This window comes from Actinosynnema sp. NPDC050801 (genome assembly GCF_040673975.1).
Classification (GTDB): Bacteria; Actinomycetota; Actinomycetes; order Mycobacteriales; family Pseudonocardiaceae; genus Actinosynnema.
Genome location: NZ_JBFAQZ010000001.1, coordinates 471,427 through 496,586, shown reverse-complemented (window position 1 = coordinate 496,586; position 25,160 = coordinate 471,427). Strand labels below are relative to the sequence as shown.

Genomic DNA, 25,160 nt, shown 5'->3' with positions numbered 1-25,160 from the left:
CAGGATGGGCCAGGTGGACGAACAGCTGCGCGTAGGACTCATCGGTGCCGGCCCCTGGGCGGGCATGGTGCACGCACCGGGCATCGCCGATCACCCGGGCACCCGCCTGACCACGATCTGGGCCCGCCGGGACGAGGCGGCCGCGGAGCTGGCCAACGCCCACGGCGCGACCACCGCCAGGACACCGGAGGAGCTGCTGGACCAGGTGGACGCGGTCGCGTTCGCGGTGCCGCCGCAGGTGCAGGCCGAGATCGCCACCAAGGCCGCCGAGCAGGGCAAGCACCTGATCCTGGAGAAGCCGATCGCGGGCAGCCTCCAGGACGCCGAACGCCTCGCCGACGCCGTCGAGCGCAACGACGTCGCGTCCCTGGTGGTCCTCACCAAGCGGTTCGCCCCCGAGACCCGCGAACAGCTCGACCAGCTCCGGGAAGCCGGCGGCTGGGTGGGTGGCAGCGCGCGCTGGCTGACCGGAGCGCTCCTCGGCGGCCCGTTCTCCCACTCGCCGTGGCGGCACGAGCGCGGCCCGCTGGACGACATCGGCCCGCACGCGTTCGACCTGCTCGACGCGACCCTGGGCACGATCACCGACGTCATCGCGGCGAACCGGTCCGAGCACGGGCTGTGGCAGGTCGTGTTCCAGCACGAGACCGGCGCGACCAGCGTGGCGACGATGACCATGACGTTGCCGCTGGACCCGGGCATCGCCGAGGTGATCGTCTACGGCGAGCACGGCCACCGGGTGCTCGCCGACCGCGGCACCACCGCGCAACAGGCCTTCACCAACCTGCTGGACGACTTCGTGGCCATGGTCGACAGCGGCACCACCGAGCACCCGCTGGACGTCCGCCGCGGCCTGCACCTGCAGCGGATCATCGACCTGGCCCGGCGGAAGTCGGAGGCGTGACGCGGCTCGGCCCTGCCGCCCGCGCTCCGCGGGACGACAGGGCCGAGCCGGTGGTCGAACCTCAAGATCTTTAGCCGGGGTACTTGCCGTTGGTCGGCTTGGGCACCCCGTTGACGAACTCGGGCCCACCCGGCCACGACTGCTGCTCGCGCTGCGCCAGCTCCTCGTGCAGCTGCTGCAGCAACGCCCGTTCCCGGTCGCTGAGCTTCGCGTCCACGGTCGGCGGCAGCTGCACGGCGGCCGGGGCCTGCCCCTCCGCCAACGCGGCCTGCAACGCGGCCAGGTCGTCCGGTCCGAGCTCCGTGGTCACCTCGGCCCGCGACAACGGGTGGTCGTCCGGGAACGCGAACACCGGCGCCGGCGGCTCCTCGACCACGGGCGGCGGCTCGACCGGCGCCTCCTGGACGGGGATCTCCTCGACCCGGACGTCCTCGACCCGGATGTCCTGAGCCTCGTGCACGCCCTGAACATCCTGAGCGTCCCGGACACCCTGAGCGTCCCGGGCATCCTGGACGTCCTCGACGCGCACCTCGTCCACCCGGACCTCGTCGACGACGCGGACGTCCTCGACCGGCTCGCGCACCGGCATCCGCTTCACCGGCTTGGGCGGGAACGGCTGCGCGCCCTCGTACGACTCGACGCGCGCCCGACGTGACTTGGAGCCGTTCTGGGGTTCGACAGGCACCGGTTCCGGCTCGACCACCGGTGCCTGGCCCCGCGGTTCACCGTCGAACCACGCGGCCGGGTCGGGTGGTGGTTGCGGGCTCGTGGAACCGGACGGGAAGAACACCTCGCGCGCCGTCGTGACGGCCGCCGCGTGGTACTCGCCGAGCTGCGTGCCGACGGTCAGCACCTCGACCGCCGCGCGGATGCCCGCCTTGCGCAGCACGGTGTCCACCCGGTAGGCGGTGGCGGGGGCGAACCCCGACGGACCGATGTCCACCAGGACGACCCGCTGCGGCAGCGGTCCGGGCGTCGCGCCGGCCGGGCTGGACCGCCACGTGGCACGCACGCCGCGCACGTCCGGCAGCACCGACACGGTCTTGCCCAGCACGTCACCGAGGCCTTCGGCCGGGTCGGACTCGACGCTGAACCGGTGCTTGACCACCGGCACCCGCTCGACCGCGAACAGCCGGTCCGCCAGCGCGCGGTCCGAGCGGACCTCGCCCAGCAGCCAGCCGACCTCGCGGCGCTCCTCCGGCGACACCGGGATGCGCCCGGCCAGCAGGCAGCCGACGACGAGCTCCACGGCTCTGTCCAGCTCCGCGACCGCCAGCAGCTCCCGAGCCTGGGTCAACGCGTCGTCGTCGACACGTCCGGCCAACGCCAACAGGAGGTCGTGTAAACGGACGGGGAGTCCCACTCCGTCGTTCGTCACGCCTGTTCTCCTTCCGGCTCGCGCGGGAGCGCCGAGCTCTATACGGGCACCAAGTGCCCGTCGGCGTCAGCGCCGGCGCACACCAGCTCCGATGCCGCCAACGCCGCCCTGTGGTAGGGCGGCAGGTCCAGTCCGGCGGGCAGGACCTCAACGCACGGGTCGTGCTCGCCGAGCGCCCGCAGCACCCGTTGGAGTTCACCGGTCAACCGGGCTTCGCCGGTCGTGGCGGTGACCAGGATCAGCCTCCTGGGTTCGCCCCCGCCCAGCCGCCACGAGGACCGGACTTCGCCGACCCCGAGGCGTCCCCGCAAGGTCGCTCCGAGCACCACGGTCGCGGAATCACCCATCGACACCCGATCGGGTGATTCCGGGGAGAAGGTGTAGCCGGATTCGGGCAGTTCGTCCAGCCCTTTGACCGAACTGATCGTGGACCGGTCGGCCCCGTGCGGCACGAGGGCGTCCGCCAGCAGCCGCTGCTCGTAGTCCGTCAAACCGATCCGGTCGTGCAGCAACGTGCGCGGCAGGGCCCGTGCGAGCACCGCGATGGCGTCCGTGGCGGCCCAGTCGCGGAACCTCCAGAGGAGGTCGTCCGGCATCCGCCCGGCCAGCCTCAGCAACAGCTCGTGGCACGTGTCCGACATCTCACTCCCCGATCTCGACGATCAGATCCACCTCGACCGGCGCGCCCAGCGGCAGCTCGGCCACGCCGACCGCAGCCCGCGCGTGCTGCCCGACCTCGCCGAACACCTCGCCGAGGAGGTCCGACGCGCCGTTGATCACGGCGGGCTGGCCGGTGAAGCCGTCCGCGGAGGCGACGAACCCGGTCAGCTTGACGACGCGCACGACCTTGTCCAGGCCGACCAGGGCGTCCACGGCGGCCAACGCGTTCAGCGCGCAGGTGCGGGCGTGGGCCTTGGCCTCCTCCGGGCTGACGTCGCCGCCGACCTTGCCGGTGGCCGCGAGCGAGCCCTTGACGAACGGCAGCTGCCCGGACGTGAAGACCAGCTGCCCGGTGCGCACGGCGGGCACGTAGGCCGCGACCGGGGCCGCGACCTCGGGCAGCTCGACGCCCAGCTCGGCCAAGCGGGCCGTCCAGCTCATGCCTTGGGCCGCTTCAGGTAGGCGACGTGCTGCTCACCGCTCGGGTTCGGCAGCACGGTGACCAGCTCCCAGCCGTCGTCGCCCCACTGGTCCAGGATCGCCTTGGTGGCGTGGATCAACAGCGGGACGGTCGCGTACTCCCACTTCTGCATGAGCGGCAGCCTAGCGGGGTGCCGAACAGGGACACCCGGTCGAGTACCCCCGTTCGTGTCAAGATCCTGTATACAATCTACAGAATCCTGCTGTCACCACGCTTGACGTCGGCCAGGAACGCCGAAAACGCCGCGGCGGGGAACACCAACGTTCCCCCATCCCGGTTTTTTGTATCCCGTACACCGGCGACACTCTCCGTCACCGCCAACTCGACGCACTGGGCGTCGGAACCACTCCTGCTGCTCTTGCGCCATGTCCGGCCGATCATCTTTCTCCCAGCCTCCGCCGCACTGCCCCGATGAGCCCCACGGACTCCTCCACCGTGAGCGCGAGGCGCGCAGCGTCGTCCCAGACCGCTGACAACACCTCGGCCTCCTCATCCTCCACGGGAACCATCCCGGTCAGGGCTTCCACGTAGGCGGCCCGCGGCTCGTCCGACTGGTCGAAGTCGAGCAGGAACATCGCTCCGACCTGGGCGCCGTAGGCCCCGGCCGCGTACGGCAGGATCTGGATCGTCACGTTCGGCCGTTCCGCCGCTCGCACCAGGTGGTCCAGCTGCTCCGCCATCACCTCGGGCCCGCCCACCAGGCGACGGAGTGCGGCTTCGTCGATCAAAGCGTGGTACTCGACCGGGTTCTCCCTGGTCAGGGCCGCCTGGCGGTCGGCACGCTCGGCCGCCGCGCGGGAGTCCCAGCTCTCCCCGACGATCCGCCGACGCGCGGCACGCGCGAGGGCCTCGGCGTAGCCCGCGGTCTGGAGCAGGCCGGGGACCAGGGCCGAGTCGAGGGTGCGCTCGCGGACCGCCTCCAGTTCGTCCATCCGCAGGCGCTTGTAGTTGGCGGGCAGGTCACGGGCGTGCTCGATCGCGGACGGGTCGACGTCGGCGACCTCCCACAGCTGGAGCGCCCGCGTCTTCTCCTCCGGGGTCGCGCCGATGACGTCCAGGACCATCGACAGCGCGGGCCAGCGGGCCAGGGCCTCGCCGGACAGCATCCGGGTGATCGTCGGGCGGGACACGCGCGACCGCTTGACCACCTCGTCCACCTTGAGACCGGACCTCTCCAGGATCGGGCGGAGGTGGCGTCCGAGGCGGCGCTTGCCGCGGGTCGAGCCGATAGCCATTGGATCACCCTAACCACTCTCGGTAACGGTCCATCGCGCAAGTTCACTCGTTCGATTTCAAGGATTTGAACCGCTCGAACGGTAGCATTCAGTCATGGAAGATGCAGAAGTGGTCGCGGAGGCGCCGAGGCTGTTCGCGATCGTCCAGGAGGACGCCGAGGACGGGTGGGTCGCGGCGTGGGGCCTGGACTTCGGGGACGGCTCGGCGGAGGTGACCGGGCCGAAAGGCGGGTCCGGCCTGCGGATCTCGACCACGAGCGCTGAGCGGGCGCTCTGGTACTTCGCGATCGACAAGACGGCGCGGGCGCGCCTGGTGTGGGTGGAGCGGGAGGTGGTGCGGGAGGCCGTCAAAGCGTGACGTGACTGCGCGATCACACGGCGCTAGCTTGATCACGTGGAAACGTGGCGGATCGTCGCCACCAGCGCGTTCCTGCTGGGCGGGCTGGTGATGATCCTCGTCGGGATGGCGCAGGCGCGGGATCGCAAGGGCGCCAGGCGGGCCGACGTGATGCGGGCGTTGCTGATCGGGGCGGTGATCGTCGCCGTCGTCGCGGTGCTCATCGCGTACGTGCTGCCGTCGGTCGCGGCGTGGGGCGTGGTCGCGGCGACCGCCATCGCGGTGGTGTTCGTCACGATGATGGACTGACGTGACCGGATCGACCTCGGCCGGACCGGCCGCGGCAGCCGGCGCGCCAGGCGGCGTGGCCAGCGGTTCTCAGGGCAGCGCGCATAGGCTGATCTGGTGAACGGCTGGACCGACGAACTCACCCGCGCGCGGCTGCACGTGGTGACGGGCAAGGGCGGGACCGGCAAGACCACGGTCGCCGCGGCGCTCGCGCTGGCGCTGGCCACCGGCGGACGGCGCGTGCTGCTGGTGGAGGTGGAGAACCGGCAGGGCATCGCGCAGCTGTTCGACCGGCCGCCGCTGCCGTACTCCGAGGAGCGGATCGCGTCCGCACCAGGTGGCGGCGAGGTGCGTGCGCTCGCCGTGGACCCCGAGGCGGCGCTGCTGGAGTACCTCGACATGTTCTACAACCTCGGCTTCGCCGGCCGGACGTTGAAGAGGATGGGCGCGATCGAGTTCGCCACCACCCTCGCGCCGGGCCTGCGGGACGTGCTGCTCACCGGCAAGGTCAAGGAGTGCGTGCGCCGCGTCCGCAAGACCGGGCGGCACGAGTACGACGCCGTGGTGCTCGACGCCCCGCCGACCGGGCGGGTGGTCCGGTTCCTGGACGTCACCAGGGCCATGGCCGACCTGGCCAAGGTCGGGCCGATCAAGGGCCAGAGCGACGGCGTGGTGAAACTGCTGCACTCCGGCGACACGGCGGTGCACCTGGTGGCGTTGCTGGAGGAGATGCCCGTGCGCGAGACGTTGGACGCGGTGGCCGAGCTGGACGCCGCGGACCTCAGGCCGGGCGCGGTGTTCGTGAACCGGGTCAGCCCGCCTCGGCTGCCCGCGCGGTCGGTGGCGTCGGCGGCCGAGGGCCGGGTCGACGTCGGGCGGGTCCGCACCGGGCTGGCGGCGGCGGGCCTCGACGTGGACGACGAGGTGCTGGCCGGTCTGGTCGACCAGACCGTGGAGCACGCGCTGCGGGTGCGCATGGAGGAGCGGGCGAAGGAGCGGCTGGCCGAGTCGGACCTGCCGACGGTGGAGCTGCCGGAGCTGACCGACGGGGTGGACGTGGCCGCGCTCTACGAGCTGGCCGAGGTGCTGGTCGGGCGGGGTGTGCGGTGAACCGGCTCGACGTGGACGCGTTGCTGGACGACCCGGAGACACGGGTCCTGGTGTGCTGCGGGTCCGGTGGCGTCGGCAAGACGACCACGGCGGCGGCGCTGGCCGTGCGGGCCGCCGAACGCGGCAGGCGGGCGGTCGTGCTGACCATCGACCCGGCGCGCAGGCTGGCCCAGTCGCTGGGCCTGGGCGAGCTCGACAACCAGCCGCGCCGGGTCGTCGTGGACGGTCTGGACGACGACCACAAGGGCGAGCTGCACGCGATGATGCTGGACATGCGCCGCACGTTCGACGACATGGTGTGGCAGCACGCCGGCCGCGAGCGGGCCGAGCAGATCCTGGCGAACCCGTTCTACCAGACGATCTCCACGTCGTTCTCCGGCACGCAGGAGTACATGGCGATGGAGAAGCTCGGCCAGCTGGTCGAGCGCGACGAGTGGGACCTGATCGTCGTGGACACGCCGCCGAGCCGGTCGGCGCTGGACTTCCTGGACGCGCCGCAACGGCTGTCGACGGTGCTGGACGGCAAGCTGATCCGGATGCTGTCGGCGCCCGCCCGTGCGGGCGGGCGCGGCATCCGCAAGATCGTGGGCGCGGGCTTCGGCCTGTTCACCAAAGCCGTGTCCACCATCGTCGGCGGCCAACTCCTGCAAGACGCCTCGACGTTCGTGCAGGCGTTCGACAGCATGTTCGGTGGCTTCCGGCAACGCGCCCAGGCCACCTACGACCTGCTGCGATCACCCGGTACGGGGTTCCTGGTGGTCGCGGCGGCCGAGCCGGACGCGTTGCGCGAGGCCAGCTACTTCGTGGAGCGGTTGAGCGCGGAACGGATGCCGTTGACCGGCCTGGTCGCGAACCGGACGCACCCGGTGCTGGCCCCCTTGCCGGCACCCGGTGCGTTGGCGGCGGCGGACCGGCTGGAGCGCACTGGGGACGCTCCGCTGGCTGCCGCGGTGTTGCGGGTGCACGCGGATCGCGTGGCGGTCGCCGATCGGGAGAAGCGACTGCTCGCGCGGTTCACCCGTGCGCACCCCGGTGTTCCGCTGATCGGGGTACCCGCGCTGCCTACCGACGTGCATGACCTGGAGGGCCTGCACGAGATCGGTCGGCGGTTGGCGGGCGAGTAGGGAGTAGGGGCCTACTAACCGACCTTGGACTCCTCGTGGTGCTCCTGACGTGCCGTGTCCAGGAGCTCGTGCCAGGAGGTGACATCCGGGCGTCGCCGCAGCAACGCACGCCGTTCACGCTCCGTCATTCCACCCCACACACCGAACTCGATCCGGTTGTCCAGGGCCTCGGCAAGGCACTCGGTGCGCACCGGGCAACCCAGGCACACCACCTTGGCCTTGCGTTGCTCCGCACCTCTGACGAAGAGCTGGTCCGGCTCCTCATCACGGCACGAGGCCTTGATCCGCCAATCCCCCTGCTGCATATCTCCCCCACCTCAGTTCACACAGTGTCCAGACTTCCTAAATCCGCCACACCCCTGCCGCGGATGCCGTAGGCTCACCATCGAGTGGTCGCGCCCTCGGCTGCTGTCTTGGACAGTGACGGACTGTAGAGCCTTCTGGTTCCACCTCCAACCCTGGGTTGCGCACCTGTTACCTGTCTTGAGTACGAGTACTCATCCTGTGTAATCAACTGTGCGCGATACCGATCACCTCTTCAGGTGCCGCGTACGCTGACCTGCATGCGAGCCAGGAACGGCGTGCTGAAACTGCTCGGCCTGTGTCTGCTGGCGGGGGTGCTGCTGGCAGGCATGTTGTTCCCTGTCGTGGGCTCGTTGGGGATGGTGTCCAACAGAGCCAGCGACACGGTCGACAGCATCTCCGCCGACCTCGTCGCCACCGACCCGCCGTTGATCTCCACGATCACGGACAAGGACGGCGCGCCGATCGCGTACCTGTACGACCAGTACCGCGTGCTCGTCCCGCCCGAGCAGATCTCGCCCACGATGAAGGCCGCCCTCGTGTCCATCGAGGACCGCCGGTTCTACGAGCACCAGGGCGTGGACTGGCGGGGCACGATCCGGGCCGGGTTGACCAACCAGTTCAGCGGCTCGGTCACGCAGGGTGCCTCCACGCTCACGCAGCAATACGTGAAGAACTACCTCGTGCACGTGGTTGCCCGCAACAACCAGGTGGAGCAGCAGAAGGCGCAGGAGCAGACGGTCGCGCGCAAGGCCCGTGAATGGCGGATCTCCTTGCAGCTGGAGCAGAAGCTGGGCAAGGAGGAAATCCTCGCCGGGTACCTGAACGTGGTGCCGTTCGGTTCGACGATCTACGGGATCGCGGCGGCGGCCCAGGCGTACTTCAACACCACCGCGGACAAGTTGACCGTGGCGCAGTCGGCGATGCTCGCGGGCATGGTCAACAGCCCGTCCGCGCTGAACCCGGAGGTGTTCCCGGAGAAGGCGTTGGAGCGGCGCAACCAGGTGATCGACAAGATGGTCGAGAACGACAAGTTGTCGCGCGACGCCGCCGAGGCCGCGAAGGCCGAGCCGCTGGGGTTGGCGGTGCCGGTGCGGACGCCGCCCAGCGGGTGCGTCGGTGCCGGGCCGGAGCACGGGTTCTTCTGCTCGTACGTGCTGAACTACTTGCAGCGCAACGGTTTCAGCCTGGAGCAGCTGAAGACCGGCGGCTACACCGTTCGGACCACTTTGGACCGCACGATCACCGGTCACGCCAAGCTCGCGGCCGAGGCGCAGGTCGGGAAGTCGACCGACGGGATCGCGAACGCGATGGCGGTCGTGCGGCCGGGCAAGGAGCGGCACGAGGTCGTGGCGCTGGTGGCGAACCGGGACTACGGGTTGAAGGCGGACCAGTTCCAGACCCAGTTCGACCTGCCGTCCGGGGTGGAGAACAAGTTCGGCGCCGGGTCGGTCTACAAGGTGTTCACCGCGGCGGCGGCGTTGGAGAAGGGCATGGGCATCGAGAACACGATCGCCACGCCCAACACGCACGTGTCGCGGGTGTTCAAGGGCGGTGGGGACAAGTGCCCGCCGACGGGTGAGCCGAGCACCCGGTGGTACTGCCTCGGGAACGCGTCGTCGAACTACCCGCCGCAGATGTCGTTGCAGACGGCGTTGCAGACCTCGCCCAACACCGGGTTCGTGATCCTGGAAGAGCAGTTGGGCATGGACCCGGTGGTGGACATGGCGTCCCGGTTGGGGATGCGGGAGACGATGGCGACGAACATCGCGGGCGTGCGGCCGGACCCGAAGGCGAAGAACCGGGAGCTGCGGATCTCGCAGACGGAGTTCTACAAGTCCAACGGTGGCAACGCTTCCTTCACGTTGAGCCCCGCGCCGGTGAGCACGTTGGAGCTGGCGAACGTGGCGGCGACGATCATGAGCGGCGGCGTGTGGTGCCCGCCGTCCCCGATCGGCCAGATCCTCGACCGCAACGGCGCCGCCGTGCCGATGAACGAGGCGCCGTGCGAGCAGGTCGTCGCCGAGCCGTTGGCGAACGGGCTGGCGGTCGGGATGTCGAAGGACGACCAGGGCAGCGGCACCGCGGCCGCGGCGGCGCGCCAGTTCAAGTGGACGCGGCCGATGATGGGCAAGACGGGCACCACCGAGGACTACAAGTCGGCCGCGTTCATCGGCGCGACCCCCGACTTCGCCGGTGCCGTGCAGACGTTCAACGACGGCGTCGAGCCGCGCGGCATCTGCGTCAACGGCGGACCGCCCCGCTTGTGCGGCAAGGGCGACATCTACGGCGGCACGGTGCCCGCGCGGACGTGGTTCGACACGATGACGAAGATCCACGACGGCCTACCGGTCCGCGGCATGCCGCCGGTCGAGGAGCGCTACCTCAAGGGCGGCAGCGAGATCCGCGTACCGGACGTCGTGGGTCGGAACGTCAACGACGCCACCCGGATCCTCGAACAGGCGGGCTACAAGGTCTCGGCGCAGAACCGCAACTCCGAGCAGCCCAAGGGCCAGGTGGTCAGCCAAACCCCCCGCGGCAGCGCCCTCAAGGGCACCGTGGTCACCCTGATGGTCTCCACGGGCTACGTCCCCCCGCCGCAGCCGAGCGATCCGCCACCCACCACCGAGTCACCCAACCCGGGCCAAGGCCAACCCGGCCAGCCGGGCGAACCGGGCCGCCCCTTCGACCCACCACAGATCACCATCCCCACCGACCCACCACGCCGCTGACGCCCGCCCTGCCGCGCCCCACCCGGCATCCCGGCGGGGGGGCTGAGGGCTTCGCTGACGGGCCGGGCGGCCACGCCGGCAGGCGATCGCCACGCCGGCAGGCGATCACGTCGACGGCCGGACCAAGCGTCGAGCCGCACGATCCTGCCTGGCGTCGGGTCGGCGGTCCGATCGGGCGCGGTCAGGTCGGGCGATCCCGCCCGGCGTCAGGTCGGGCGGTCAGATCCGGCGCGGTCAGATCCGGCGATCCCATCCGGTGTCAGGTCGGGTCGGGCGGCCGGGTCGGCGGTTCGGTCGGACGGTCATGTCCGGCGGTCATGTCCGGCGGTAGGCCCGATCCGATGGCCCGATCCGATGGCCTGGTCCGGCGATCCCGTCCGGCAGTCCGGTCGGCGATCCGGTCCGGCGGTCCTGGCCGCAGGTCCGGTTCGGCGGCCAGGCCAGGTGGGGCCAGACCAGGCCAGGTCGGGTGGTCGGGTCGAGACGAGTCGCGGTGGGCGGATGGGTCTGGGCGGTGGGGGGTGGTTTCGGCGCTCCGCTGGTTTTCAACCGAGGTGCGGTAACAGTGTTTCCGTACATTTTCGGGCGATGATCACCCGATCGTGTACCTGCCCCGCCCCGTCGTTCCCACCGTTGGCCGTACCGGTACCCCGGTGCCCGGACGCCGTCGTCTCGACCCGGTCCGCGGCGAACCCTAAGCCAGCTTGGCCTTCACCGCAGCGGCGACTCGGCCGCCCTCAGCGCGGCCCGCGACCTGGGCGTTGACGGCCTTCATGACCTGGCCCATCTGCCGCTGGCCCGGCTGCTCGCCGAGCTGCTCGGCCACCCGGGCGACCGCGGCGTCGACCAGGGTCGCCAGCTCGTCGTCCGACAGCTGCGCGGGCAGGTAGGCCTCCAGCACCTGGGACTCGGCCTGCTCCAGCTCCGCCTGCTCGGTCCGCCCGGCGCCGGCGAACGCCTCCGCCGCTTCCTTGCGCTTCTTCACCTCACGGGTGATGACCTTGAGCACCTCGTCGTCGCTCAGCTCACGAGCGCTCTTGCCGGAGACCTCTTCGGTGGTCAGGGCGGCCAGCGTCATCCGCAGCGCGCCCGCCCGGACCGTCTCCCGGCCCTTGATCGCCACCGTCAGGTCCGCCTGCAACCGCGCCTTCAGCTCCGCCATGAGCCGGAACGGTACCGGGCGGCCCGTTCCACCCCGAACCGGTCAACCCCCTACCCTCGACGATGTGAACACGCTGGGCCGAACGCTGCTTGCCACGACCGCCCTGGGCACCGCCACGCTCGCCTACGCGGCGGGCATCGAGCGGAGGCGGTGGACGTTGCGCGAGGCGACGGTGCCGGTGCTCGCGCCCGGTTCGTCGCCGCTGCGCGTGCTGCACCTGTCGGACCTGCACATGATGCCGGGTCAGCAGTCCAAGCAGCGGTGGGTCGCCGCGCTGGACGAGCTGGAGCCCGACCTGGTGGTGAACACCGGGGACAACCTGGCGCACCAGCAGGCGGTGCCCGCGGTCGTGCGCGCGCTCGGTCCGCTGCTGAGCCGTCCGGGTGTGTTCGTGTTCGGCAGCAACGACTACTACGCGCCGCGCCCGAAGAACCCGGCCCGCTACCTGATGCCGTCGGCGAAGAAGAAGCGGATCCACGGCATCCCGCTGCCGTGGCAGGACCTGCGTGCGGCGATGGTCGAGCGCGGCTGGCTGGACCTGACCCACGCGCGCCGCCGGTTCGAGGTGAACGGCCTGGAGGTCTTCGCCGCGGGCCTGGACGACCCGCACCTCAAGCGCGACCGGTTCGACGAGATCAGCGGCCCGGTGCCGGACGTACCGCTGCGCCTGGGCGTGACCCACTCCCCGGAGCCGCGGGTCCTGGACCCGTTCGCCGCCGAGGGCTACGACCTGGTGCTGGCGGGTCACACGCACGGCGGTCAGCTGCGGATCCCGGGTTACGGCGCGATCGTGACGAACTGCGACCTGGACCGCTCGCGCGCCCGCGGCGTCTCGCGCTGGGGTTCGCACATGTGGCTGAACGTCTCCGCCGGCCTGGGCACGTCGCCGTACGCGCCGGTCCGCTTCGCCTGCCCGCCGGAGGCGAGCCTGCTGACCTTGGTCCCGCGTCCTGTCGACGCAGGTCAGGACGTGTCCGGCGCGGAAAGGGATACCCGGTTCGGAGTGGGTGGGAACGTCAGGTAGAGTTCTCCTCGTTCGATCCCAAGCCGGGGTGTGGCGCAGTTTGGTAGCGCGCTTCGTTCGGGACGAAGAGGTCGCAGGTTCAAATCCTGTCACCCCGACAAAGGTTAGTGCAGGTCAGGCCCCGTTCACGGTAGTTGTGGACGGGGCCTGACTCGTGAGTGGCTGCACCGGGGGGCGTCCGGAGCGTGCGGCGTCGGCGTTGGCGATCGGCAGCCGAGTCCCTTTTCCGAGTGGAAGGTGCACCCAAGTGCGCAGGTCCGTTTCGTCCTTCACCGGAGTGCTGGTCGCAGCGCTCGCCGCGTTAGCGGTCGTCCCGACGGGTGCCTCCGCGGCGCCGCAGGTCTCGACGGCCGAGTACGGCGTCCAGGCCACCGGTTGGACGGCCATCCCGTCCGACTACGCCACGAACCGCAACACGCCGGCGTTCAGCGCCTGCCGCGTCGCCCAGACGCCTGACACGATCACCCTGAAGGTGCGGGCGAAGCGCCCGAACAACGTCGCGGTGTCGTTCTACGTGAACTGGAACACCCGCCGTGACTTCACCGGCGTCGGTGACAGCGCCTACACCGCCAGCTGGGGGCCGGCCGGTTACGCGACGGTCAGGTTCACCATGTCGAAGACCAGCTACCAGGCCATCAGCTGGCAGTCGTCGACCGTGGGCTACGGCTTCACGACGGCGAAGCGGCCGCCACTGGACACGTTGAGCTGCCCGTAGGTGTGGGCGGGCGCGTCACGGTTGGTGAGGCCGTGACGCGCGCTCCTCTTCTCCGGTGTCGGGTCGACGTTCCCGACCCGGTCACACGCCTCGCAGCGGCGGGTACGGCTGGTCCGGCTCGGGCGGTGTGTTCTGCTTGTTGAGGTTCCTGGCTTCCTGGAGTTGGTCCTCCAGGGTGACGATGCGGCACGCGGCGTCGAGGCCCATGCCCTGGTCGACCAGTTCCCTGACCCGGGAGGCCAACCTGAGTTGGTACCGGGAGTAGCGGCGGTGGCCGCCTGACGAGCGTTCCGGCTCGATCAGCTTCGCCTCGTCCAGGCTGCGCAGGAATCCCGGCGTGGTGCCGAGCATCTCCGCGGCTCTGCCCATCGTGTAGGCGGGGTAGTGGTCGTCGTCCAAGTTGCCAGCCGCTGGTCGCGGCTCGTTCGTTTCTGGGGTCATCGCACCTCCGCGCCACGAGGGGCCCCGGTGCCAACATCAGCACCGGGGCCCCGGGGTTTTGGGTTCCCACCATCCGGCCCTGAGGCCGGCTTACCGTATCCGCGTCATCCGCCGAACAGCTGCGGAGACTGCGAGGATCGCGTTTTCGTAACCGGAGACCACCTTCCAATCGTGCTGGACTGCGGTACCCGCCCGGCTCGACTTCAACTCCCGGCGGGCTATCCGATGGTGTACAACCCGTCCCTTCTTCTCTGGTTACCGACTTGCCTGTCACCCGTTCGACGGACGGCACCGGACTTCTCGCTTGCTCCGGTTCACCTCGCCGACCGTCCGGCCACCGCGCTGGAACCCCTTCCACTGATCGGCTCCGACGCGCCTGACCGCCTTGCCACTGCACGCGCGGGTCTGTCGGCTCCGGGTGCGCATTGCCGTCTTGCGTAAATCGCTTGCGCTCCCGGTACTGCACGCGCCGACTGCCCTCGCATCACGGGTAGTTCGTCATCTCCCGTGCCGATCGGACGTTCTCTCTCGTACAACGAGAACACTACACACAGCGGGGGCGGAATGTCTACTCCAGCGATCATAGATTTACTCGTCCGAGGAGCTTCGGCTACCTCACCTGCGGAGATGTCAGTCGCGCCCGCCAAATCTCCTCGCTGGGCCACTGGCGCGCCCATGCGGACGACACCTCGTGGTACTCGCGGTTCGCGGGGTCGGGCGCCTGGATCTCCACCAGGTCGTCCACGGTGAAGCCGGTGTCGCGCAGCAGCCTGAACATCTCGCCGTGCGGGAGGGTGAACTCGGCGGACGTGCCGTGGTCGACGCGGCGCAGGCCGAACTGAGGGCGCCGCAGGGACGTGGACGCCGTGTCGCCGGGGCGGGCGCACAGGGCGAACAGCGGTGACCGGTGCAGGAAGACGAGGTGGCCGCCGGGTCTGAGCAGGCGGGCGGCCTCCGGGATCCAGCGGTACGGGTCGCACCAGAGGGAGGCGCCGTACTCGCTGATCGCCAGGTCGAACGAGCCGTCCTCGCGCGGCACCCGTTCGGCGTCGCCCAGCAGCAGCGGGAAGTCCAGGCCGAACTCGGCCTGCATCTCGCGGGCGGTGGCGAGTTGGCGTTCGGAGATGTCGATGCCGACGGGGCGGGCGCCGAGCCGGGCGAGCCAGGCGGACACGTACGCGGTGCCGCAGCCGAGTTCGATCACGTCCATCCCGGCCAGGTCCGGCGGCAGGACGGAGACCTCCGACTCGGGGGTGGCCCACAGCCCCCAGCACGGCTCGGTGCGCGCCCAGTGCTCGCGGGCCAGCGGTCCGTGCGCGGCGGCGGCGCTGTCCTCCCAGTGGCGGCGGTTGAGCTCCGTGTGGTCGATCATGTGCCCATTGGAGCGGGGTGCCGCCGACCGACCAAGCGGTTAAGCGCCGGCCCGGGAGGTCGGTCGGGCCTCCCGGGCACACCGATCGGACGTCACTTCACGTGCGGTCGCAGCTCCGCGAGGCGCCGGAGGAGTTCGCCGACCTCGTTCCAGTCGAGCTTCGCGGACTCGCCGGGCGGGGTGTGGATGCAGACGTTGCCCTCCTCGGTGAGCGACACCTCCAGCGTCCTCCGACGACCCAGAGCGTCCACGCAGCCGACCCGAACGCCCTGCCGAACCGTGTTCTCGATCATCGGTCAGACCTCCCCTGTGTCACCACCGTGTACCTCGTGATTCGTTCGGACCAACGAGGACGTTACGAATCACTCCTCGCTGTTGCCTAATTCGGTTTCGAGGCCGTCCAGGCGAACCTTCGTCACGTTCTGTTAACCCGATCAGGTGAATATTGCCGATTCAAGTCACTATGCGTAACAAGCGGCGGTGCTCGTACGACGACGAGTCAACGCGTCCGCCCCGACGCCCCACCACCGCCAGCAGGGAGAAGCCGCATGACCACCACCACCTCCACCGCCCGCTGGATCCCCGTCGTCGCGTGGACCCAGGTCGGGCTCGGCTTGGCCGGTCTCCTGGCGGTTGTCCTCTCGCCCACCGCCGCCGTGGTCGTCGGCGCGGTGGTCGGGGTGATCGCCCTGGTCGGCCGCGCCATGGTCCGCGCGGCGCACAAGCTGGACCGGATCCTGGACGAGGAACTCGACCCCTAGGCCCCTTCACGACCGGTCGTGCCGCGCACGATCAAGTGACCGTGCGTGGCGTCCGAGGCGGTGAACGTTCTCACGCAACGTGAACGGCGTTGGCATGATCGCGGGTGTGGGAGACAAACTGCGCCGCGTGTACGGCCCGGGTGACCTGGCCGCGTTACCGGTGTTCGCGGGCGGCTTCATCAACTTCGGCTACTGGCGTGACGTCGACCTGACCGGCGAGGTCACCGTCGAGCAGCGCGTCGCCACCCAGGAAGCGCTGTACGACGTCGTCCTGGACGCCCTCGCGGTGCGGGCCGGGGACCGCGTGCTGGAGGTCGGCTCCGGGCGCGGGCTGGGCGCACGGAGCGTCCTGCGCCGCGATCCCGCCGTGGTCCGCGGCGTGGACCTGGTGCCGGAGCAGGTCGCGCGGGCGACGGAGGCCAACGACGACCCGCGGGTGGCGTTCGTCCAGGGCTCGTCCGACGACCTCCCGTTCCCCGGCTCCTCCTTCGACGCGCTGCTGTCCGTGGAGGCCGCCCAGCACTTCGAGGACGTCCCGGGGTTCGCGCGCGAGAGCGCCCGCGTGCTCGTACCGGGCGGGCGGATCGCCGTCACCACGTTCTTCGCCTGCGCCGAGGACGCCGGCCCCCGGCTCGCCGAGCTGCTCAGGACGTTCGCCTCCGGCCTCGACCGCCCCCACCCGGTCGACGACGTGCTGCGCGACCTGCGCGAGGCCGGGTTCGCCGACGTCACCGCGCGCAGCATCGGCGAGCACGTGTGGCGCGGCCTGGACCGGTGGCTCGAACTGGGACCGCACCGGGACCGGTGGGACCGCAGCTGGTTGCGCGCCGCCGAGCTCGGTCTGGTGGACTACTACCTGGTCACCGCGCGGAAGCCGGCAGGATCGGGTGGGTGACGACGCACCCGACCGCCGAAGTGCCCGACCCGCTGTTCGCCGACGCCGAGGCCGAGGCCCGCTGGCGGGCCCGCTTCACGGCCCCGCGCGTGAGCCTGCCCGGGTGGGCCGACGACGCCCCGGACCGCAGCCTGTACCTGTCGAACTCCAGCGGCGTGTGGGAGATCTACTCCTGGGACCGCGCCACCGACACCCACCGCAAGGTCACCGACCGCCCGAACGGCACGTCGCACGGCGCGCTGAGCCCGGACGGCGAGACGATCTGGTGGTTCGCCGACACCGACGGCGACGAGTTCGGCACGTGGGTCAGCGAGCCGTTCGAGCCGGGCGGTGCCCCGGGCGCCGCCGTGGACGGCGTGCCCGCCGGGTACCCGGCCGGGTTGGAGATCGGGCACGGGGTCGTCGCGGTCGGCACGTCCACCGACGACGGCACCACGGTGTACGTCGCGCGCGACGGCGGCCCGGCCGAGGTGATCTACGCGCACGAGAACGACGGCGGCGTGTCGGCGTTGTCCAAGGACGAGACGCTGGTGGTGCTGTCGCACTCGGAGCACGGCGACAACCGGCACGCGGCGCTGCGCGTGGTGACCCCGACGGGTGAGAAGGTCACCGAGAAGTGGGACGGGCCGGGCAAGGGGTTGGACGCGATCGCGTTCAGCCCGGTGCGCGGTGACAACCGGTTGCTGGTCGGGCACGAGCGGCGCGGCAAGGACGAGCTGCTGATCTGGGACGTCGCCGCGGACACCGAGACCGAGATCGTGGTCGACCTGCCCGGCGAGATCAGCGCCGACTGGTACCCGGACGCGCAGTCGCTGCTGGTCGTGCACACGTTCCAGGCGCGCAACACGCTGCACCGCTACGACTTGGCGACCGGCGCCCTGCACGCCTTGGACACTCCACACGGGACGGTCGGCAGCGCGCACGTGCGGCCGGACGGCGCGGTGGAGTACTCGTGGTCGTCGGCCGCGCGGCCCGGGGTGGTGCGGGTGCTCGACGTGGACGGCGACGAGCGCGTGCTGCTGGAGCCGGCCGGTCACAAGGCGCCGGAGTCGGTGGACCTGACCGATGTGTTCGTGGGTGACGTGCACGCCATGGTGGCGCGTCCTGCCGGCGCGCCGGACGGTCCGCTGCCGACGGTGTTCCACCTGCACGGCGGACCGCACTCGGCGGACGAGGACCGGTTCTCCGCCTACCGGGCGGTGTGGTTGGACGCCGGGTTCGCCGTGGTGCACGTGAACTACCGCGGTTCGACCGGGTACGGGTCGAAGTGGCGTGACGCGATCGAGGGCCGGCCGGGGTTGACCGAGCTGGAGGACGTGGCGGCGGTGCACGACTGGGCCGTCGAGTCGGGGTTCGCCGACCCGGCGAAGTGCGTGGTCAACGGCGCGTCGTGGGGCGGGTACCTGTCGCTGCTGGCGCTGGGCACGCAGCCGCAGCGGTGGGCGGCCGGTGTCGCGGGTGTGCCGGTGGCGGACTACCTGGCCGCGTACGAGGACGAGATGGAGCCGCTGCGGGCGTTCGACCGGGCGTTGTTCGGCGGGTCGCCGGAGGAGCTGCCCGACCGGTACCGCGAGTGCTCGCCGCTGACCTACGTGGACGCGGTGCGGGCGCCCGTGCTGGTGCTGGCGGGTGAGAACGACCCGCGCTGCCCGATCCGCCAGATCGACAACTACCTGGACCGCCTGGCCGCGCGCGGTGCGGCTTACGAGGTGTACCGGTACGACGCCGGGCACGGTTCGCTGGTGGTCGCCGAGACGATCCGGCAGACGGCGGCGGAGGTCGCTTTCGTGCAGCGCGTGCTCTAGGCGCCTGCTCCAGGGCCGCCGTTCGGCGCGTGCTCCATGGCCGCGGCCGACGGCGGAGCTGCGCAGGCGTCCCCGCCAGGGGGTCCCCTGCTTTCAGGTTACCGACGAGGTCTGACGATTTCGGGGGCCACCGGTGGTCCGGTGGCCCCCGTGAAGGCCTGATCAGGCCCGTCGAGCCGCTGGTCAGGCCTGCTGGGCCTGCCACATCCAGTGGGCCTGCTCGAAGTTCTTCGTGATCTCGATCAGCAGGTCCTGGGTGACGAGGTCGGACTTGTCGGTCTCGTCGATGCGGCCGCGCAGCCGCACGATCAGCTCGCCCAGCGCGGTGACGACCGCGGTGACGACCTGCTCCTCCTTCAACCACCCGCCGGGGAACTCCGGCACGCCCGAGCCCTCGGCCACGGTCTTCGCCTTGCCGTCGGGCGAGATGCCGAGCGCGGCGGCCCGTTCGGCGACCTCGTCGGTGTAGGTCCGCGCCGTCGTCACCAGTTCGTCGAGCTGGAGGTGGACGCTGCGGAAGTTCTTGCCGACCACGTTCCAGTGCGCCTGCTTGGCCACCAGCGACAGGTCGACCAGGTCGACCAGCGTGGCCTGCAGCACCCCCGCGACCGACGCCTTGTCGGCGTCGGACAGCGAGCTGGTGATCGGAGACTTCTGAGACTTGCCCATGGGTCTGACGCCTCCTCTAAACGGTGGTCGTGAGAGCCACCTCGATGTTGCCTCGCGTTGCGTTGGAGTAGGGGCAGATCTGGTGCGCCGCGGCGGCCAGCCCGTCGGCCACGTCCTGCTCGACGCCCGGGATGTGCGTCACCAGCTCCACGGCCAGCTGGAAGCCGCCGCTGCCGTTCGGGCCGAGGTCGACCTTCGCGGTCACCGTCGTCTCGCCGAGCTTGACCTTGGCCTGGCGGGCGGCGACCTTGAGCGCGCTGTGGAAGCACGCCGCGTACCCGGCCGCGAACAGCTGCTCGGGGTTGGTCTTGTCCCCGCCGGGGCCGCCCAGCTCCTTGGGCGTGGAGAGCTGTTCGTCGATCACCCCGTCGGAGGAGCGGACCTCTCCGTTGCGTCCGTCTCCGACAGCGATGGCTTGCGCGGTGTAGAGCACCTGCATGGTGAACGCTCTCCTTTGAGCTGGTGGTGGGCCCGTCGATCAGCCCAACACCCGGCCGAGGCCGAACCACACCCGGTCGTGTGGCAGCTCACGCCCCTCCCACACGTACCCGCTCAGCCCGCCCTCGACACGGCGAAGTCCGCCACCTGTCGCCCGATCGTGCGCAGTTGGTCGGCCACCGAGGGCACCGAGCAGCCGCCTTCGAGGTCGAACTCGACCTCGCGCGAGTTCACCGCCGCGCCCAACGGCGTGGGCCAGCCGCGCAGAGCGTGCACGATCGAGCGCAACGCGGTGAGCGTGGTCACCGACGCCTGCCAGCCCTGGGCCGTCGCCACGCAGCCGACCGCCCGGCCGTCCAGGTAGGGGCGTTCGTCGCCGCGCAGGTCCTCGATGTAGTCCAGGGCGTTCTTGACCAGGCCGGACACCGTGCCGTGGTAGCCCGGTGACACCAGCACCACGCCGTCGGCGACGCGCAGCGCCTCCACCAGCCGCCGGGCGTTGTCGGTGCGGTCCGGGATGGCCGGGTCGTAGAACGGCAGCACCAGGTCGGGTCCGGACACCTCGACGACCTTCGCGCCCGCGTCCACCGCGCCCTCCAGGGCGATCCTCATCGCGCGCTCGGACTGCGAGTTGGGGCGGAGGGATCCGCCGATGCCCACCACGGTGACCGTCATGCGTCGATCCTGCCACCTGCACCTAACTGGAGGTCCAACGCTCGCCCGAACCCCTACCGACTAGTAACGTGCGTCTCATGTCGAAGCTCGCCGAGTCGCTCCCTCCCGGTGTCCTGGCCGGTGCCCTCCGCTTCGTGTTCGGCCTGCCCACGTCGCTGCGCAGGTTGATCGCCGGCCCCCCGATCACGCTGGACGGACAGCGGCTCCACCCGGAAGCCCAGCTCCTGCTGAAGTTGCAGCAACTCAGCGGCGAGGACTGGCAGACGACCACACCCAGCGCCAACCGCAAGGCGCTGAGCCGCAGCAACGCGCTGGTCTGCGGTCCGGTCATCGGCGGCGTGGCGGTGCGCTCGCTGTCGCTGGACGGCGTCGGCGCGCGGTTCTACGAGCCGACCGGCCTGGCCGCCGGCTCGCCGTTGCTCGTCTTCTACCACGGTGGCGGGTGGGTCAGCGGCGACCTGGACAGCCACGACAACCTGTGCCGGTTCCTGGCCGTCGAGGGCGGGGTGCGGGTGCTGTCGGCGGACTACCGGCTGGCGCCGGAGCACCCGTTCCCGGCCGCGACGGACGACGCGCGGGCCGCGTTCGAGTACGCGGTGGCGCACGCCGAGGAGCTGAGGATCGACCCGCGCCGGATCGCGTTGGGCGGTGACAGCGCGGGCGGGAACCTGGCGGCGGTGACCGCGTTGCACGCCGGTGAGGTGAAGCCGGTGTTCCTGCTGCTGTTCTACCCGGCGGTGGACGCGTCGGTGCGGCGGCGGTCGCGGGAGCTGTTCGGCAACGGGTTCTTCCTCACCGACCAGAAGATGGACTGGTTCCTCGACCACTACGCGCCGTCACGCGACACGCACACCGACCCGCGGCTGTCCGTGCTGCTGGCGGAGGACTTGAGCGGGTTGCCGCCGACGTACCTGGCGACCGCCGGGTTCGACCCGTTGCGGGACGAGGGCGAGGCGTTCGCGGAGAAGCTGGCGCGGCAGGGCGTGCCGGTGGTGCTGCGGCGGTACGAGGGGCTGTTCCACGGGTACGCGAACATCCTCGGCGTCGGCGGTGTGTTCCGTGAGGCGGTGGCGGAGGCGGTGGGGTCGCTGCGCACCGGGTTGGCGCTGGCCAACACCAGGCAGGACATCCCCGAGACCGCGTGACGGCGGGCCGGTCGCGCCGCGTGGGGGCGACCGGCCCGCTCCGCCGGTTCAAGCGGCTGTCGGTTCAGCCGAACGTGCAGGTTCAGTCGAACGTGCAGGATCAGTCGGGCGTGCAGGATCAGTCGGGCGTGCAGGATCAGTCGGGCGTGCAGGATCAGTCGGGCGTGCAGGATCAGTCGGGCGTGCCCGCTTCGGCTCCGCCGCTCGGGGTGCCGGCCGCGGCGGAATCGCCACCGCCGCCCTCCGCGGTGTCCATCGTCGCGTTGAGCTCGGACTGGAGCACGGCGACCTGGTCCTGGGTCTTCTGGCACACCTTGATGATCTCGGCGATGGCGAGGTGCACGGTCTCCTCGGCCCGCGCGCCCTCGCCGGTCGCGTCGTCGAGCCAGCTGCCGTCCAGCACCACGGCGACGGCGGGGTCGGCCCGCGCGGCGATCGCCAGGATCTCCTCGGACGCGGACCGGGCGAGCTCGTCCATCCGCGTGGCGATCCGATGGACCTCGTCGACCAGCACCTGCACCAGCTTGCGCTCGTCGCGGAGCTTGGCCAGTTCCTCGCTCATGGCCACGTGCGCGGAGTCCGACGCGGAACCCTCGGAGCTCGCCTCGTGCTCGGCGATCGCCTGCTCGTGCTCGGCGATCGCCTTGTCGAGGTCCGCCGCGACGGCGCCGAGCTGCTGGGCGTACGCCTCGACGGCCTGCGGGTCGTAGTCGACCTGCCGGATCGCGGCGACCGGGTCCGGTGAGCCGACGGTGCGGGCGGCCTGCGCGAGCCGGGCGCAGCCGTCCGCCGCCTGCTGCAGTGCGGGGTGGGTCATCGCAGTCCTTCACCGGATCGGTTGATGTCCTCCGTGCCGTCGGAGTCGGAGCGGTCGTACTCGTCGGCGTCCCGGCGCACCCGGTCGGCGATCTCGGCCAACCGGTCGCGGCGCTGCGCGACCCGGTCGTGACGACGTGCGACGATCGCGTCCAGGTCCGCGGCCAGCCCGCGGGCCGGGCCGGAGACGCCGAACGCGCCGCTCGGGACGGTGGTGCCGCCCAACGAGCCCGCCGCCGCGCCCGCGTGGTCGCCTGCGCGCTGGAACCCGTTGGCGGACTCGCGCAGCCGACCGGTGTCGACCTTGAAACCTGCCATGTCTTCCCCCCTGCTGACCTGCTAATGCTACGTGCCCAGGTAGTACGAACGCCGCTCCGCGACCAGTTCGCGGGCCTTGCGCTGCGCCTCGCCCGCGGCCTGGAGGACCGCGTTGGCGAGCACCTTCGGGTCGACCCTGCCCACCAGCGCGGCGTTCACCGCGACCTCGACGACCTCGGCCGTGTGGTCCACGCCGATCTCGACCAGGCCGCTGTCGTCGCGGCCCAGCACGACGCGTTCGGCCAGGTCCCGTTTGAGCGCGAGCCGCGCCTGGTCGAGCCGTTCGGCGCGGGCCGCCAGCTCGTCCAGCGATGGTTGATCCGTCACGCGCGCGTCCCCCGATCAGCGGCACGGTGTACCCGTTCGGACGTAGATCATCCGAGGTTGGTTCCGATATGGCTACGGTAATCTGAAGATCGTGAGCTATTGGGTGCGGGTTCGGGTGGGTGACGCACCACCGCCCGCCGCACCTGTGACCGACGGCGAGCCTCGGTGGGTCCGGGTCACCACGCGTGGGACCGGTGCCGCCGCGGAGCGGCCGGCGGGACCCGCTTCCGCGTTCCCATCGGAGGCGGAGACGCGGGAGACGTGGTTGGTGGACTCGTTCGAGCTGGTGGTGCCGCGCTATCCGTGGCAGAAGGGCCGGGAGACCGGTTCGTAGCGTCGGCTCGGAATTCCGGCGACCCCTGCTCGGTACTTGGCTCGTGGGGACCGGGTTCGGGAGACGTCTTCTTCCTCGTCCGACGCACCCGTCGGCGGGTTGCGCGGACATTCCCCTCGCCGGCGATGCGGAGCGGTTCTGCCCCCCGGGAGAAGGGACAGGGCCGCCCGGACTCGTCCGGGCGGACTCATCTGGGCGGCCCTGTCGGGGTGTGCACTATCAGGGGTGCACAGTCCTGGGGACGATCACTTGCCGAAGGCTGCGGCGATCTTGTCGCCGGTCTGCTTGTCGATGTTGCGCCAGTACTCGAACACGCGCTCCAGCACGGGCTCGGACACGCCGTTCGAGGCGTGCGCGATCACGGTCTGCACGAGGCGTTCCCGCTGGCCCTCGTCCATGACCTCGCGGATCAGCGTGCCGGCCTGGCCGAAGTCGTCGTCCTCCGCGTGCAGCCTGTACGCCGAACGGGTGACAGCGTCCTCGACGCCGTACGCCGACGCCACCTCGCCGGACGCCTCGGCGGAGGCGTGCGGGCCGCCGTAGGAGTTGGGCGCGTACACCGGGTCGACGGCGTTGCCGAACCGCATCGCGCCGTCCTTGGAGTACGAGTTCACCGGCGACTTCGGCCGGTTCACCGGCAGCTCGTTGTAGTTCGCGCCGATCCGGTACCGGTGGGCGTCCGGGTAGGAGAAGATCCGCCCGATCAGCATCTTGTCCGGCGACGTGCCGATGCCGGGCACCAGGTTCGTCGGCTCGAACGCGGCCTGCTCGATCTCGGCGAAGTAGTCGGCCGGGTTGCGGTCGAGGACCAGCTTGCCGACCCTGATCAACGGGTAGTCGGCGTGCGGCCACACCTTGGTCAGGTCGAACGGGTTGAAGCGGTACGTCGCCGCGTCCGCGTACGGCATGACCTGGACGTGCAGCGTCCACGACGGGAACTCGCCGCGCTCGATGGCGTGCCACAAATCGGCGCGGTGCGCGTCGGCGTCCTCGCCGGCGATCTTCGCGGCCTGCTCCGAGGTCAGGGTCTCGATGCCCTGGTCGGTCTTGAAGTGGTACTTGACCCAGAACCTCTCGCCGGCGGCGTTCTCCCACAGGTAGGTGTGCGAGCCGTAGCCGTTCTGGTGCCGCCAGGTCTTCGGGATGCCCCGGTCGCCCATCAGCCACGTCACCTGGTGCGACGTCTGCGGCTGGAGGGTCCAGAAGTCCCACTGCATGTCGTGGTCGCGGCGGCCGGTGTCGGCGCGGCGCTTCTGCGAGCGGATGAAGTCGGGGAACTTGATCGGGTCGCGCAGGAAGAACACCGGGGTGTTGTTGCCGACGAGGTCGTAGTTGCCCTGCGTGGTGTAGAACTTCAGCGCGAAACCGCGGGGGTCGCGCCACGTGTCGGGGGAGCCGAGCTCACCGGCGACGGTGGAGAACCGCAGCAGCGTCTCCGTCCTCACGCCGGGCTGGAACAGCGCCGCCTTGGTGAAGCGGCTGACGTCCTCGCTCGTCTCGAAGTAACCGAACGCACCGCCACCCTTGGCGTGCACGACCCGCTCGGGCACCCGCTCCCGGTTGAACTGGGCGTTCTTCTCGATCAGGTAGTGGTCCTGCAGCAGGATCGGGCCGTTGGCGCCGAGGGTCAGCGAGTGGTCGTCGCTCGCGACCGGGATGCCTGCGTTGTTGGTGGTGTGACGCGGTTCGGTCACGCTGGTGACTCCTTCTG

At 70.7% G+C, this 25,160-nt stretch carries 31 protein-coding genes and 1 tRNA gene; 14 read left to right on the top strand and 18 right to left on the bottom strand.

Annotation, left to right across the window (positions count from 1 at the left end; all coding sequences use genetic code 11):
* Positions 1-4 precede the first annotated feature (4 nt).
* Positions 5-904, top strand: a complete 900-nt coding sequence (locus AB0K14_RS02465; RefSeq protein ID WP_360454854.1) for a Gfo/Idh/MocA family oxidoreductase — start codon at positions 5-7, stop codon at positions 902-904.
* 70 nt (positions 905-974) lie between these two features.
* Here the strand turns inward: AB0K14_RS02465 and AB0K14_RS02460 are convergent, their stop codons facing one another.
* The 6 genes from AB0K14_RS02460 to AB0K14_RS02435 all read right to left on the bottom strand — a co-directional run bounded on the left by AB0K14_RS02460 (position 975) and on the right by AB0K14_RS02435 (position 4,658).
* Positions 975-2,282, bottom strand: coding sequence for a hypothetical protein (locus AB0K14_RS02460; protein WP_360454725.1), 1,308 nt, complete (start codon positions 2,280-2,282; stop codon positions 975-977).
* Between the two features lie 38 nt (positions 2,283-2,320).
* Entirely contained in the window at positions 2,321-2,923 is a 603-nt protein-coding gene (locus AB0K14_RS02455; protein WP_360454722.1) for a hypothetical protein, read from the bottom strand.
* Between the two features lies 1 nt (position 2,924).
* Positions 2,925-3,383: a RidA family protein gene (locus AB0K14_RS02450; protein ID WP_360454719.1), complete on the bottom strand. Its 459-nt coding sequence runs from the start codon at positions 3,381-3,383 to the stop codon at positions 2,925-2,927.
* Positions 3,380-3,535, bottom strand: coding sequence for a hypothetical protein (locus tag AB0K14_RS02445; protein WP_106616451.1), 156 nt, complete (start codon positions 3,533-3,535; stop codon positions 3,380-3,382). The genes AB0K14_RS02450 and AB0K14_RS02445 overlap by 4 nt, the downstream gene beginning before the upstream one ends.
* 77 nt (positions 3,536-3,612) lie before the next feature.
* Positions 3,613-3,804 carry a DUF397 domain-containing protein gene (locus tag AB0K14_RS02440; protein ID WP_360454716.1) on the bottom strand — a complete coding sequence of 64 codons (192 nt, stop codon included), beginning with the start codon at positions 3,802-3,804 and terminating at the stop codon, positions 3,613-3,615.
* Positions 3,801-4,658: a helix-turn-helix transcriptional regulator gene (locus tag AB0K14_RS02435; protein ID WP_360454713.1), complete on the bottom strand. Its 858-nt coding sequence runs from the start codon at positions 4,656-4,658 to the stop codon at positions 3,801-3,803. The genes AB0K14_RS02440 and AB0K14_RS02435 overlap by 4 nt, the downstream gene beginning before the upstream one ends.
* 94 nt (positions 4,659-4,752) lie before the next feature.
* On the opposite strand from AB0K14_RS02435, the gene AB0K14_RS02430 reads away from it, so the two are divergent.
* The 4 genes from AB0K14_RS02430 (at position 4,753) to AB0K14_RS02415 (ending at position 7,517) form a co-directional block, all read left to right on the top strand.
* Positions 4,753-5,016 carry a hypothetical protein gene (locus AB0K14_RS02430; protein WP_360454710.1) on the top strand — a complete coding sequence of 88 codons (264 nt, stop codon included), beginning with the start codon at positions 4,753-4,755 and terminating at the stop codon, positions 5,014-5,016.
* 36 nt (positions 5,017-5,052) lie between these two features.
* Positions 5,053-5,304, top strand: coding sequence for a hypothetical protein (locus AB0K14_RS02425; protein WP_360454707.1), 252 nt, complete (start codon positions 5,053-5,055; stop codon positions 5,302-5,304).
* A gap of 96 nt (positions 5,305-5,400) precedes the next feature.
* A complete protein-coding gene (locus AB0K14_RS02420) occupies positions 5,401-6,393 on the top strand; it encodes an ArsA-related P-loop ATPase (RefSeq protein WP_360454704.1) in 993 nt (330 codons plus the stop codon).
* Positions 6,390-7,517 (top strand): ArsA-related P-loop ATPase, encoded by a 1,128-nt coding sequence (locus AB0K14_RS02415; RefSeq protein ID WP_360454702.1) that lies wholly within the window; start codon positions 6,390-6,392, stop codon positions 7,515-7,517. The genes AB0K14_RS02420 and AB0K14_RS02415 overlap by 4 nt, the downstream gene beginning before the upstream one ends.
* 14 nt (positions 7,518-7,531) lie before the next feature.
* Here AB0K14_RS02415 and AB0K14_RS02410 read toward each other — a convergent pair whose 3' ends face one another.
* Positions 7,532-7,822: a WhiB family transcriptional regulator gene (locus tag AB0K14_RS02410; RefSeq protein ID WP_106616446.1), complete on the bottom strand. Its 291-nt coding sequence runs from the start codon at positions 7,820-7,822 to the stop codon at positions 7,532-7,534.
* Positions 7,823-8,080: 258 nt separating this feature from the next.
* Here AB0K14_RS02410 and AB0K14_RS02405 point away from each other — a divergent pair, with 258 nt between their 5' ends.
* Positions 8,081-10,552: a transglycosylase domain-containing protein gene (locus tag AB0K14_RS02405; RefSeq protein WP_360454698.1), complete on the top strand. Its 2,472-nt coding sequence runs from the start codon at positions 8,081-8,083 to the stop codon at positions 10,550-10,552.
* A 694-nt stretch (positions 10,553-11,246) separates the two neighbouring features.
* Here the strand turns inward: AB0K14_RS02405 and AB0K14_RS02400 are convergent.
* Positions 11,247-11,714, bottom strand: coding sequence for a GatB/YqeY domain-containing protein (locus tag AB0K14_RS02400; RefSeq protein ID WP_360454695.1), 468 nt, complete (start codon positions 11,712-11,714; stop codon positions 11,247-11,249).
* Between the two features lie 64 nt (positions 11,715-11,778).
* On the opposite strand from AB0K14_RS02400, the gene AB0K14_RS02395 reads away from it, so the two are divergent.
* The 3 genes from AB0K14_RS02395 (at position 11,779) to AB0K14_RS02385 (ending at position 13,453) form a co-directional block, all read left to right on the top strand.
* Positions 11,779-12,738: a metallophosphoesterase gene (locus AB0K14_RS02395; RefSeq protein WP_360454692.1), complete on the top strand. Its 960-nt coding sequence runs from the start codon at positions 11,779-11,781 to the stop codon at positions 12,736-12,738.
* Positions 12,739-12,762: 24 nt separating this feature from the next.
* Positions 12,763-12,836 (top strand) — tRNA-Pro (locus tag AB0K14_RS02390).
* 149 nt (positions 12,837-12,985) lie between these two features.
* Positions 12,986-13,453, top strand: a complete 468-nt coding sequence (locus AB0K14_RS02385; protein WP_360454689.1) for a hypothetical protein — start codon at positions 12,986-12,988, stop codon at positions 13,451-13,453.
* Between the two features lie 81 nt (positions 13,454-13,534).
* On the opposite strand, the gene AB0K14_RS02380 is transcribed toward AB0K14_RS02385, so the two are convergent.
* The 3 genes from AB0K14_RS02380 to AB0K14_RS02370 form a co-directional block, all read right to left on the bottom strand.
* The gene (locus AB0K14_RS02380) at positions 13,535-13,894 is read right to left on the bottom strand and encodes a MerR family transcriptional regulator (RefSeq protein ID WP_360454686.1); all 360 of its coding nucleotides are present in this window, start codon (positions 13,892-13,894) and stop codon (positions 13,535-13,537) included.
* 610 nt (positions 13,895-14,504) lie between these two features.
* A complete protein-coding gene (locus tag AB0K14_RS02375) occupies positions 14,505-15,266 on the bottom strand; it encodes a class I SAM-dependent methyltransferase (protein ID WP_360454683.1) in 762 nt (253 codons plus the stop codon).
* Between the two features lie 92 nt (positions 15,267-15,358).
* Positions 15,359-15,559, bottom strand: a complete 201-nt coding sequence (locus tag AB0K14_RS02370) for a hypothetical protein (RefSeq protein ID WP_360454680.1) — start codon at positions 15,557-15,559, stop codon at positions 15,359-15,361.
* A 255-nt stretch (positions 15,560-15,814) separates the two neighbouring features.
* Here AB0K14_RS02370 and AB0K14_RS02365 point away from each other — a divergent pair, with 255 nt between their 5' ends.
* From AB0K14_RS02365 to AB0K14_RS02355, 3 genes are all read left to right on the top strand, one after another.
* Entirely contained in the window at positions 15,815-16,027 is a 213-nt protein-coding gene (locus tag AB0K14_RS02365) for a hypothetical protein (RefSeq protein WP_360454677.1), read from the top strand.
* 106 nt (positions 16,028-16,133) lie between these two features.
* A complete protein-coding gene (locus AB0K14_RS02360; protein WP_360454674.1) occupies positions 16,134-16,922 on the top strand; it encodes a methyltransferase domain-containing protein in 789 nt (262 codons plus the stop codon).
* The gene (locus AB0K14_RS02355) at positions 16,919-18,727 is read left to right on the top strand and encodes a prolyl oligopeptidase family serine peptidase (protein WP_360454671.1); all 1,809 of its coding nucleotides are present in this window, start codon (positions 16,919-16,921) and stop codon (positions 18,725-18,727) included. The genes AB0K14_RS02360 and AB0K14_RS02355 overlap by 4 nt, the downstream gene beginning before the upstream one ends.
* Before the next feature lie 183 nt (positions 18,728-18,910).
* On the opposite strand, the gene AB0K14_RS02350 is transcribed toward AB0K14_RS02355, so the two are convergent.
* The 3 genes from AB0K14_RS02350 to AB0K14_RS02340 all read right to left on the bottom strand — a co-directional run bounded on the left by AB0K14_RS02350 (position 18,911) and on the right by AB0K14_RS02340 (position 20,509).
* Positions 18,911-19,396: a DNA starvation/stationary phase protection protein gene (locus AB0K14_RS02350; RefSeq protein WP_360454668.1), complete on the bottom strand. Its 486-nt coding sequence runs from the start codon at positions 19,394-19,396 to the stop codon at positions 18,911-18,913.
* A gap of 16 nt (positions 19,397-19,412) precedes the next feature.
* A complete protein-coding gene (locus AB0K14_RS02345; RefSeq protein WP_360454665.1) occupies positions 19,413-19,835 on the bottom strand; it encodes an organic hydroperoxide resistance protein in 423 nt (140 codons plus the stop codon).
* Between the two features lie 113 nt (positions 19,836-19,948).
* Positions 19,949-20,509 carry an NAD(P)H-dependent oxidoreductase gene (locus tag AB0K14_RS02340; RefSeq protein ID WP_360454662.1) on the bottom strand — a complete coding sequence of 187 codons (561 nt, stop codon included), beginning with the start codon at positions 20,507-20,509 and terminating at the stop codon, positions 19,949-19,951.
* A 77-nt stretch (positions 20,510-20,586) separates the two neighbouring features.
* Between AB0K14_RS02340 and AB0K14_RS02335 the strand changes: the two genes are divergently transcribed.
* On the top strand, positions 20,587-21,654 hold the full coding sequence (locus tag AB0K14_RS02335; protein WP_360454659.1) for an alpha/beta hydrolase: 1,068 nt from the start codon (positions 20,587-20,589) through the stop codon (positions 21,652-21,654).
* A 172-nt stretch (positions 21,655-21,826) separates the two neighbouring features.
* Here AB0K14_RS02335 and AB0K14_RS02330 read toward each other — a convergent pair whose 3' ends face one another.
* The 3 genes from AB0K14_RS02330 to AB0K14_RS02320 are packed head-to-tail and all read right to left on the bottom strand — an operon-like array spanning position 21,827 to position 23,115.
* On the bottom strand, positions 21,827-22,471 hold the full coding sequence (locus AB0K14_RS02330) for a hypothetical protein (protein ID WP_360454657.1): 645 nt from the start codon (positions 22,469-22,471) through the stop codon (positions 21,827-21,829).
* A complete protein-coding gene (locus AB0K14_RS02325; protein WP_360454654.1) occupies positions 22,468-22,788 on the bottom strand; it encodes a DUF2563 family protein in 321 nt (106 codons plus the stop codon). The genes AB0K14_RS02330 and AB0K14_RS02325 overlap by 4 nt, the downstream gene beginning before the upstream one ends.
* 27 nt (positions 22,789-22,815) lie before the next feature.
* Positions 22,816-23,115: a YbaB/EbfC family nucleoid-associated protein gene (locus tag AB0K14_RS02320; protein ID WP_360454651.1), complete on the bottom strand. Its 300-nt coding sequence runs from the start codon at positions 23,113-23,115 to the stop codon at positions 22,816-22,818.
* Positions 23,116-23,206: 91 nt separating this feature from the next.
* Here AB0K14_RS02320 and AB0K14_RS02315 point away from each other — a divergent pair, with 91 nt between their 5' ends.
* The gene (locus tag AB0K14_RS02315; protein ID WP_360454648.1) at positions 23,207-23,449 is read left to right on the top strand and encodes a hypothetical protein; all 243 of its coding nucleotides are present in this window, start codon (positions 23,207-23,209) and stop codon (positions 23,447-23,449) included.
* A 245-nt stretch (positions 23,450-23,694) separates the two neighbouring features.
* On the opposite strand, the gene AB0K14_RS02310 is transcribed toward AB0K14_RS02315, so the two are convergent.
* Complete coding sequence (locus AB0K14_RS02310) at positions 23,695-25,143, bottom strand: catalase (RefSeq protein WP_360454645.1); 1,449 nt, start codon at positions 25,141-25,143, stop codon at positions 23,695-23,697.
* Positions 25,144-25,160: the final 17 nt, after the last annotated feature.

Coding starts and splice junctions, on each gene's coding strand:
- AB0K14_RS02465 (WP_360454854.1), top strand. CDS start 5: ATGGGCCAGGTGGACGAACAGCTGCGCGTAGGACTCATCGGTGCCGGC.
- AB0K14_RS02455 (WP_360454722.1), bottom strand. CDS start 2,923: ATGTCGGACACGTGCCACGAGCTGTTGCTGAGGCTGGCCGGGCGGATG.
- AB0K14_RS02450 (WP_360454719.1), bottom strand. CDS start 3,383: ATGAGCTGGACGGCCCGCTTGGCCGAGCTGGGCGTCGAGCTGCCCGAG.
- AB0K14_RS02445 (WP_106616451.1), bottom strand. CDS start 3,535: ATGCAGAAGTGGGAGTACGCGACCGTCCCGCTGTTGATCCACGCCACC.
- AB0K14_RS02440 (WP_360454716.1), bottom strand. CDS start 3,804: ATGATCGGCCGGACATGGCGCAAGAGCAGCAGGAGTGGTTCCGACGCC.
- AB0K14_RS02435 (WP_360454713.1), bottom strand. CDS start 4,658: ATGGCTATCGGCTCGACCCGCGGCAAGCGCCGCCTCGGACGCCACCTC.
- AB0K14_RS02430 (WP_360454710.1), top strand. CDS start 4,753: ATGGAAGATGCAGAAGTGGTCGCGGAGGCGCCGAGGCTGTTCGCGATC.
- AB0K14_RS02410 (WP_106616446.1), bottom strand. CDS start 7,822: ATGCAGCAGGGGGATTGGCGGATCAAGGCCTCGTGCCGTGATGAGGAG.
- AB0K14_RS02405 (WP_360454698.1), top strand. CDS start 8,081: ATGCGAGCCAGGAACGGCGTGCTGAAACTGCTCGGCCTGTGTCTGCTG.
- AB0K14_RS02400 (WP_360454695.1), bottom strand. CDS start 11,714: ATGGCGGAGCTGAAGGCGCGGTTGCAGGCGGACCTGACGGTGGCGATC.
- AB0K14_RS02380 (WP_360454686.1), bottom strand. CDS start 13,894: ATGACCCCAGAAACGAACGAGCCGCGACCAGCGGCTGGCAACTTGGAC.
- AB0K14_RS02375 (WP_360454683.1), bottom strand. CDS start 15,266: ATGATCGACCACACGGAGCTCAACCGCCGCCACTGGGAGGACAGCGCC.
- AB0K14_RS02370 (WP_360454680.1), bottom strand. CDS start 15,559: ATGATCGAGAACACGGTTCGGCAGGGCGTTCGGGTCGGCTGCGTGGAC.
- AB0K14_RS02365 (WP_360454677.1), top strand. CDS start 15,815: ATGACCACCACCACCTCCACCGCCCGCTGGATCCCCGTCGTCGCGTGG.
- AB0K14_RS02350 (WP_360454668.1), bottom strand. CDS start 19,396: ATGGGCAAGTCTCAGAAGTCTCCGATCACCAGCTCGCTGTCCGACGCC.
- AB0K14_RS02345 (WP_360454665.1), bottom strand. CDS start 19,835: ATGCAGGTGCTCTACACCGCGCAAGCCATCGCTGTCGGAGACGGACGC.
- AB0K14_RS02340 (WP_360454662.1), bottom strand. CDS start 20,509: ATGACGGTCACCGTGGTGGGCATCGGCGGATCCCTCCGCCCCAACTCG.
- AB0K14_RS02335 (WP_360454659.1), top strand. CDS start 20,587: ATGTCGAAGCTCGCCGAGTCGCTCCCTCCCGGTGTCCTGGCCGGTGCC.
- AB0K14_RS02330 (WP_360454657.1), bottom strand. CDS start 22,471: ATGACCCACCCCGCACTGCAGCAGGCGGCGGACGGCTGCGCCCGGCTC.
- AB0K14_RS02325 (WP_360454654.1), bottom strand. CDS start 22,788: ATGGCAGGTTTCAAGGTCGACACCGGTCGGCTGCGCGAGTCCGCCAAC.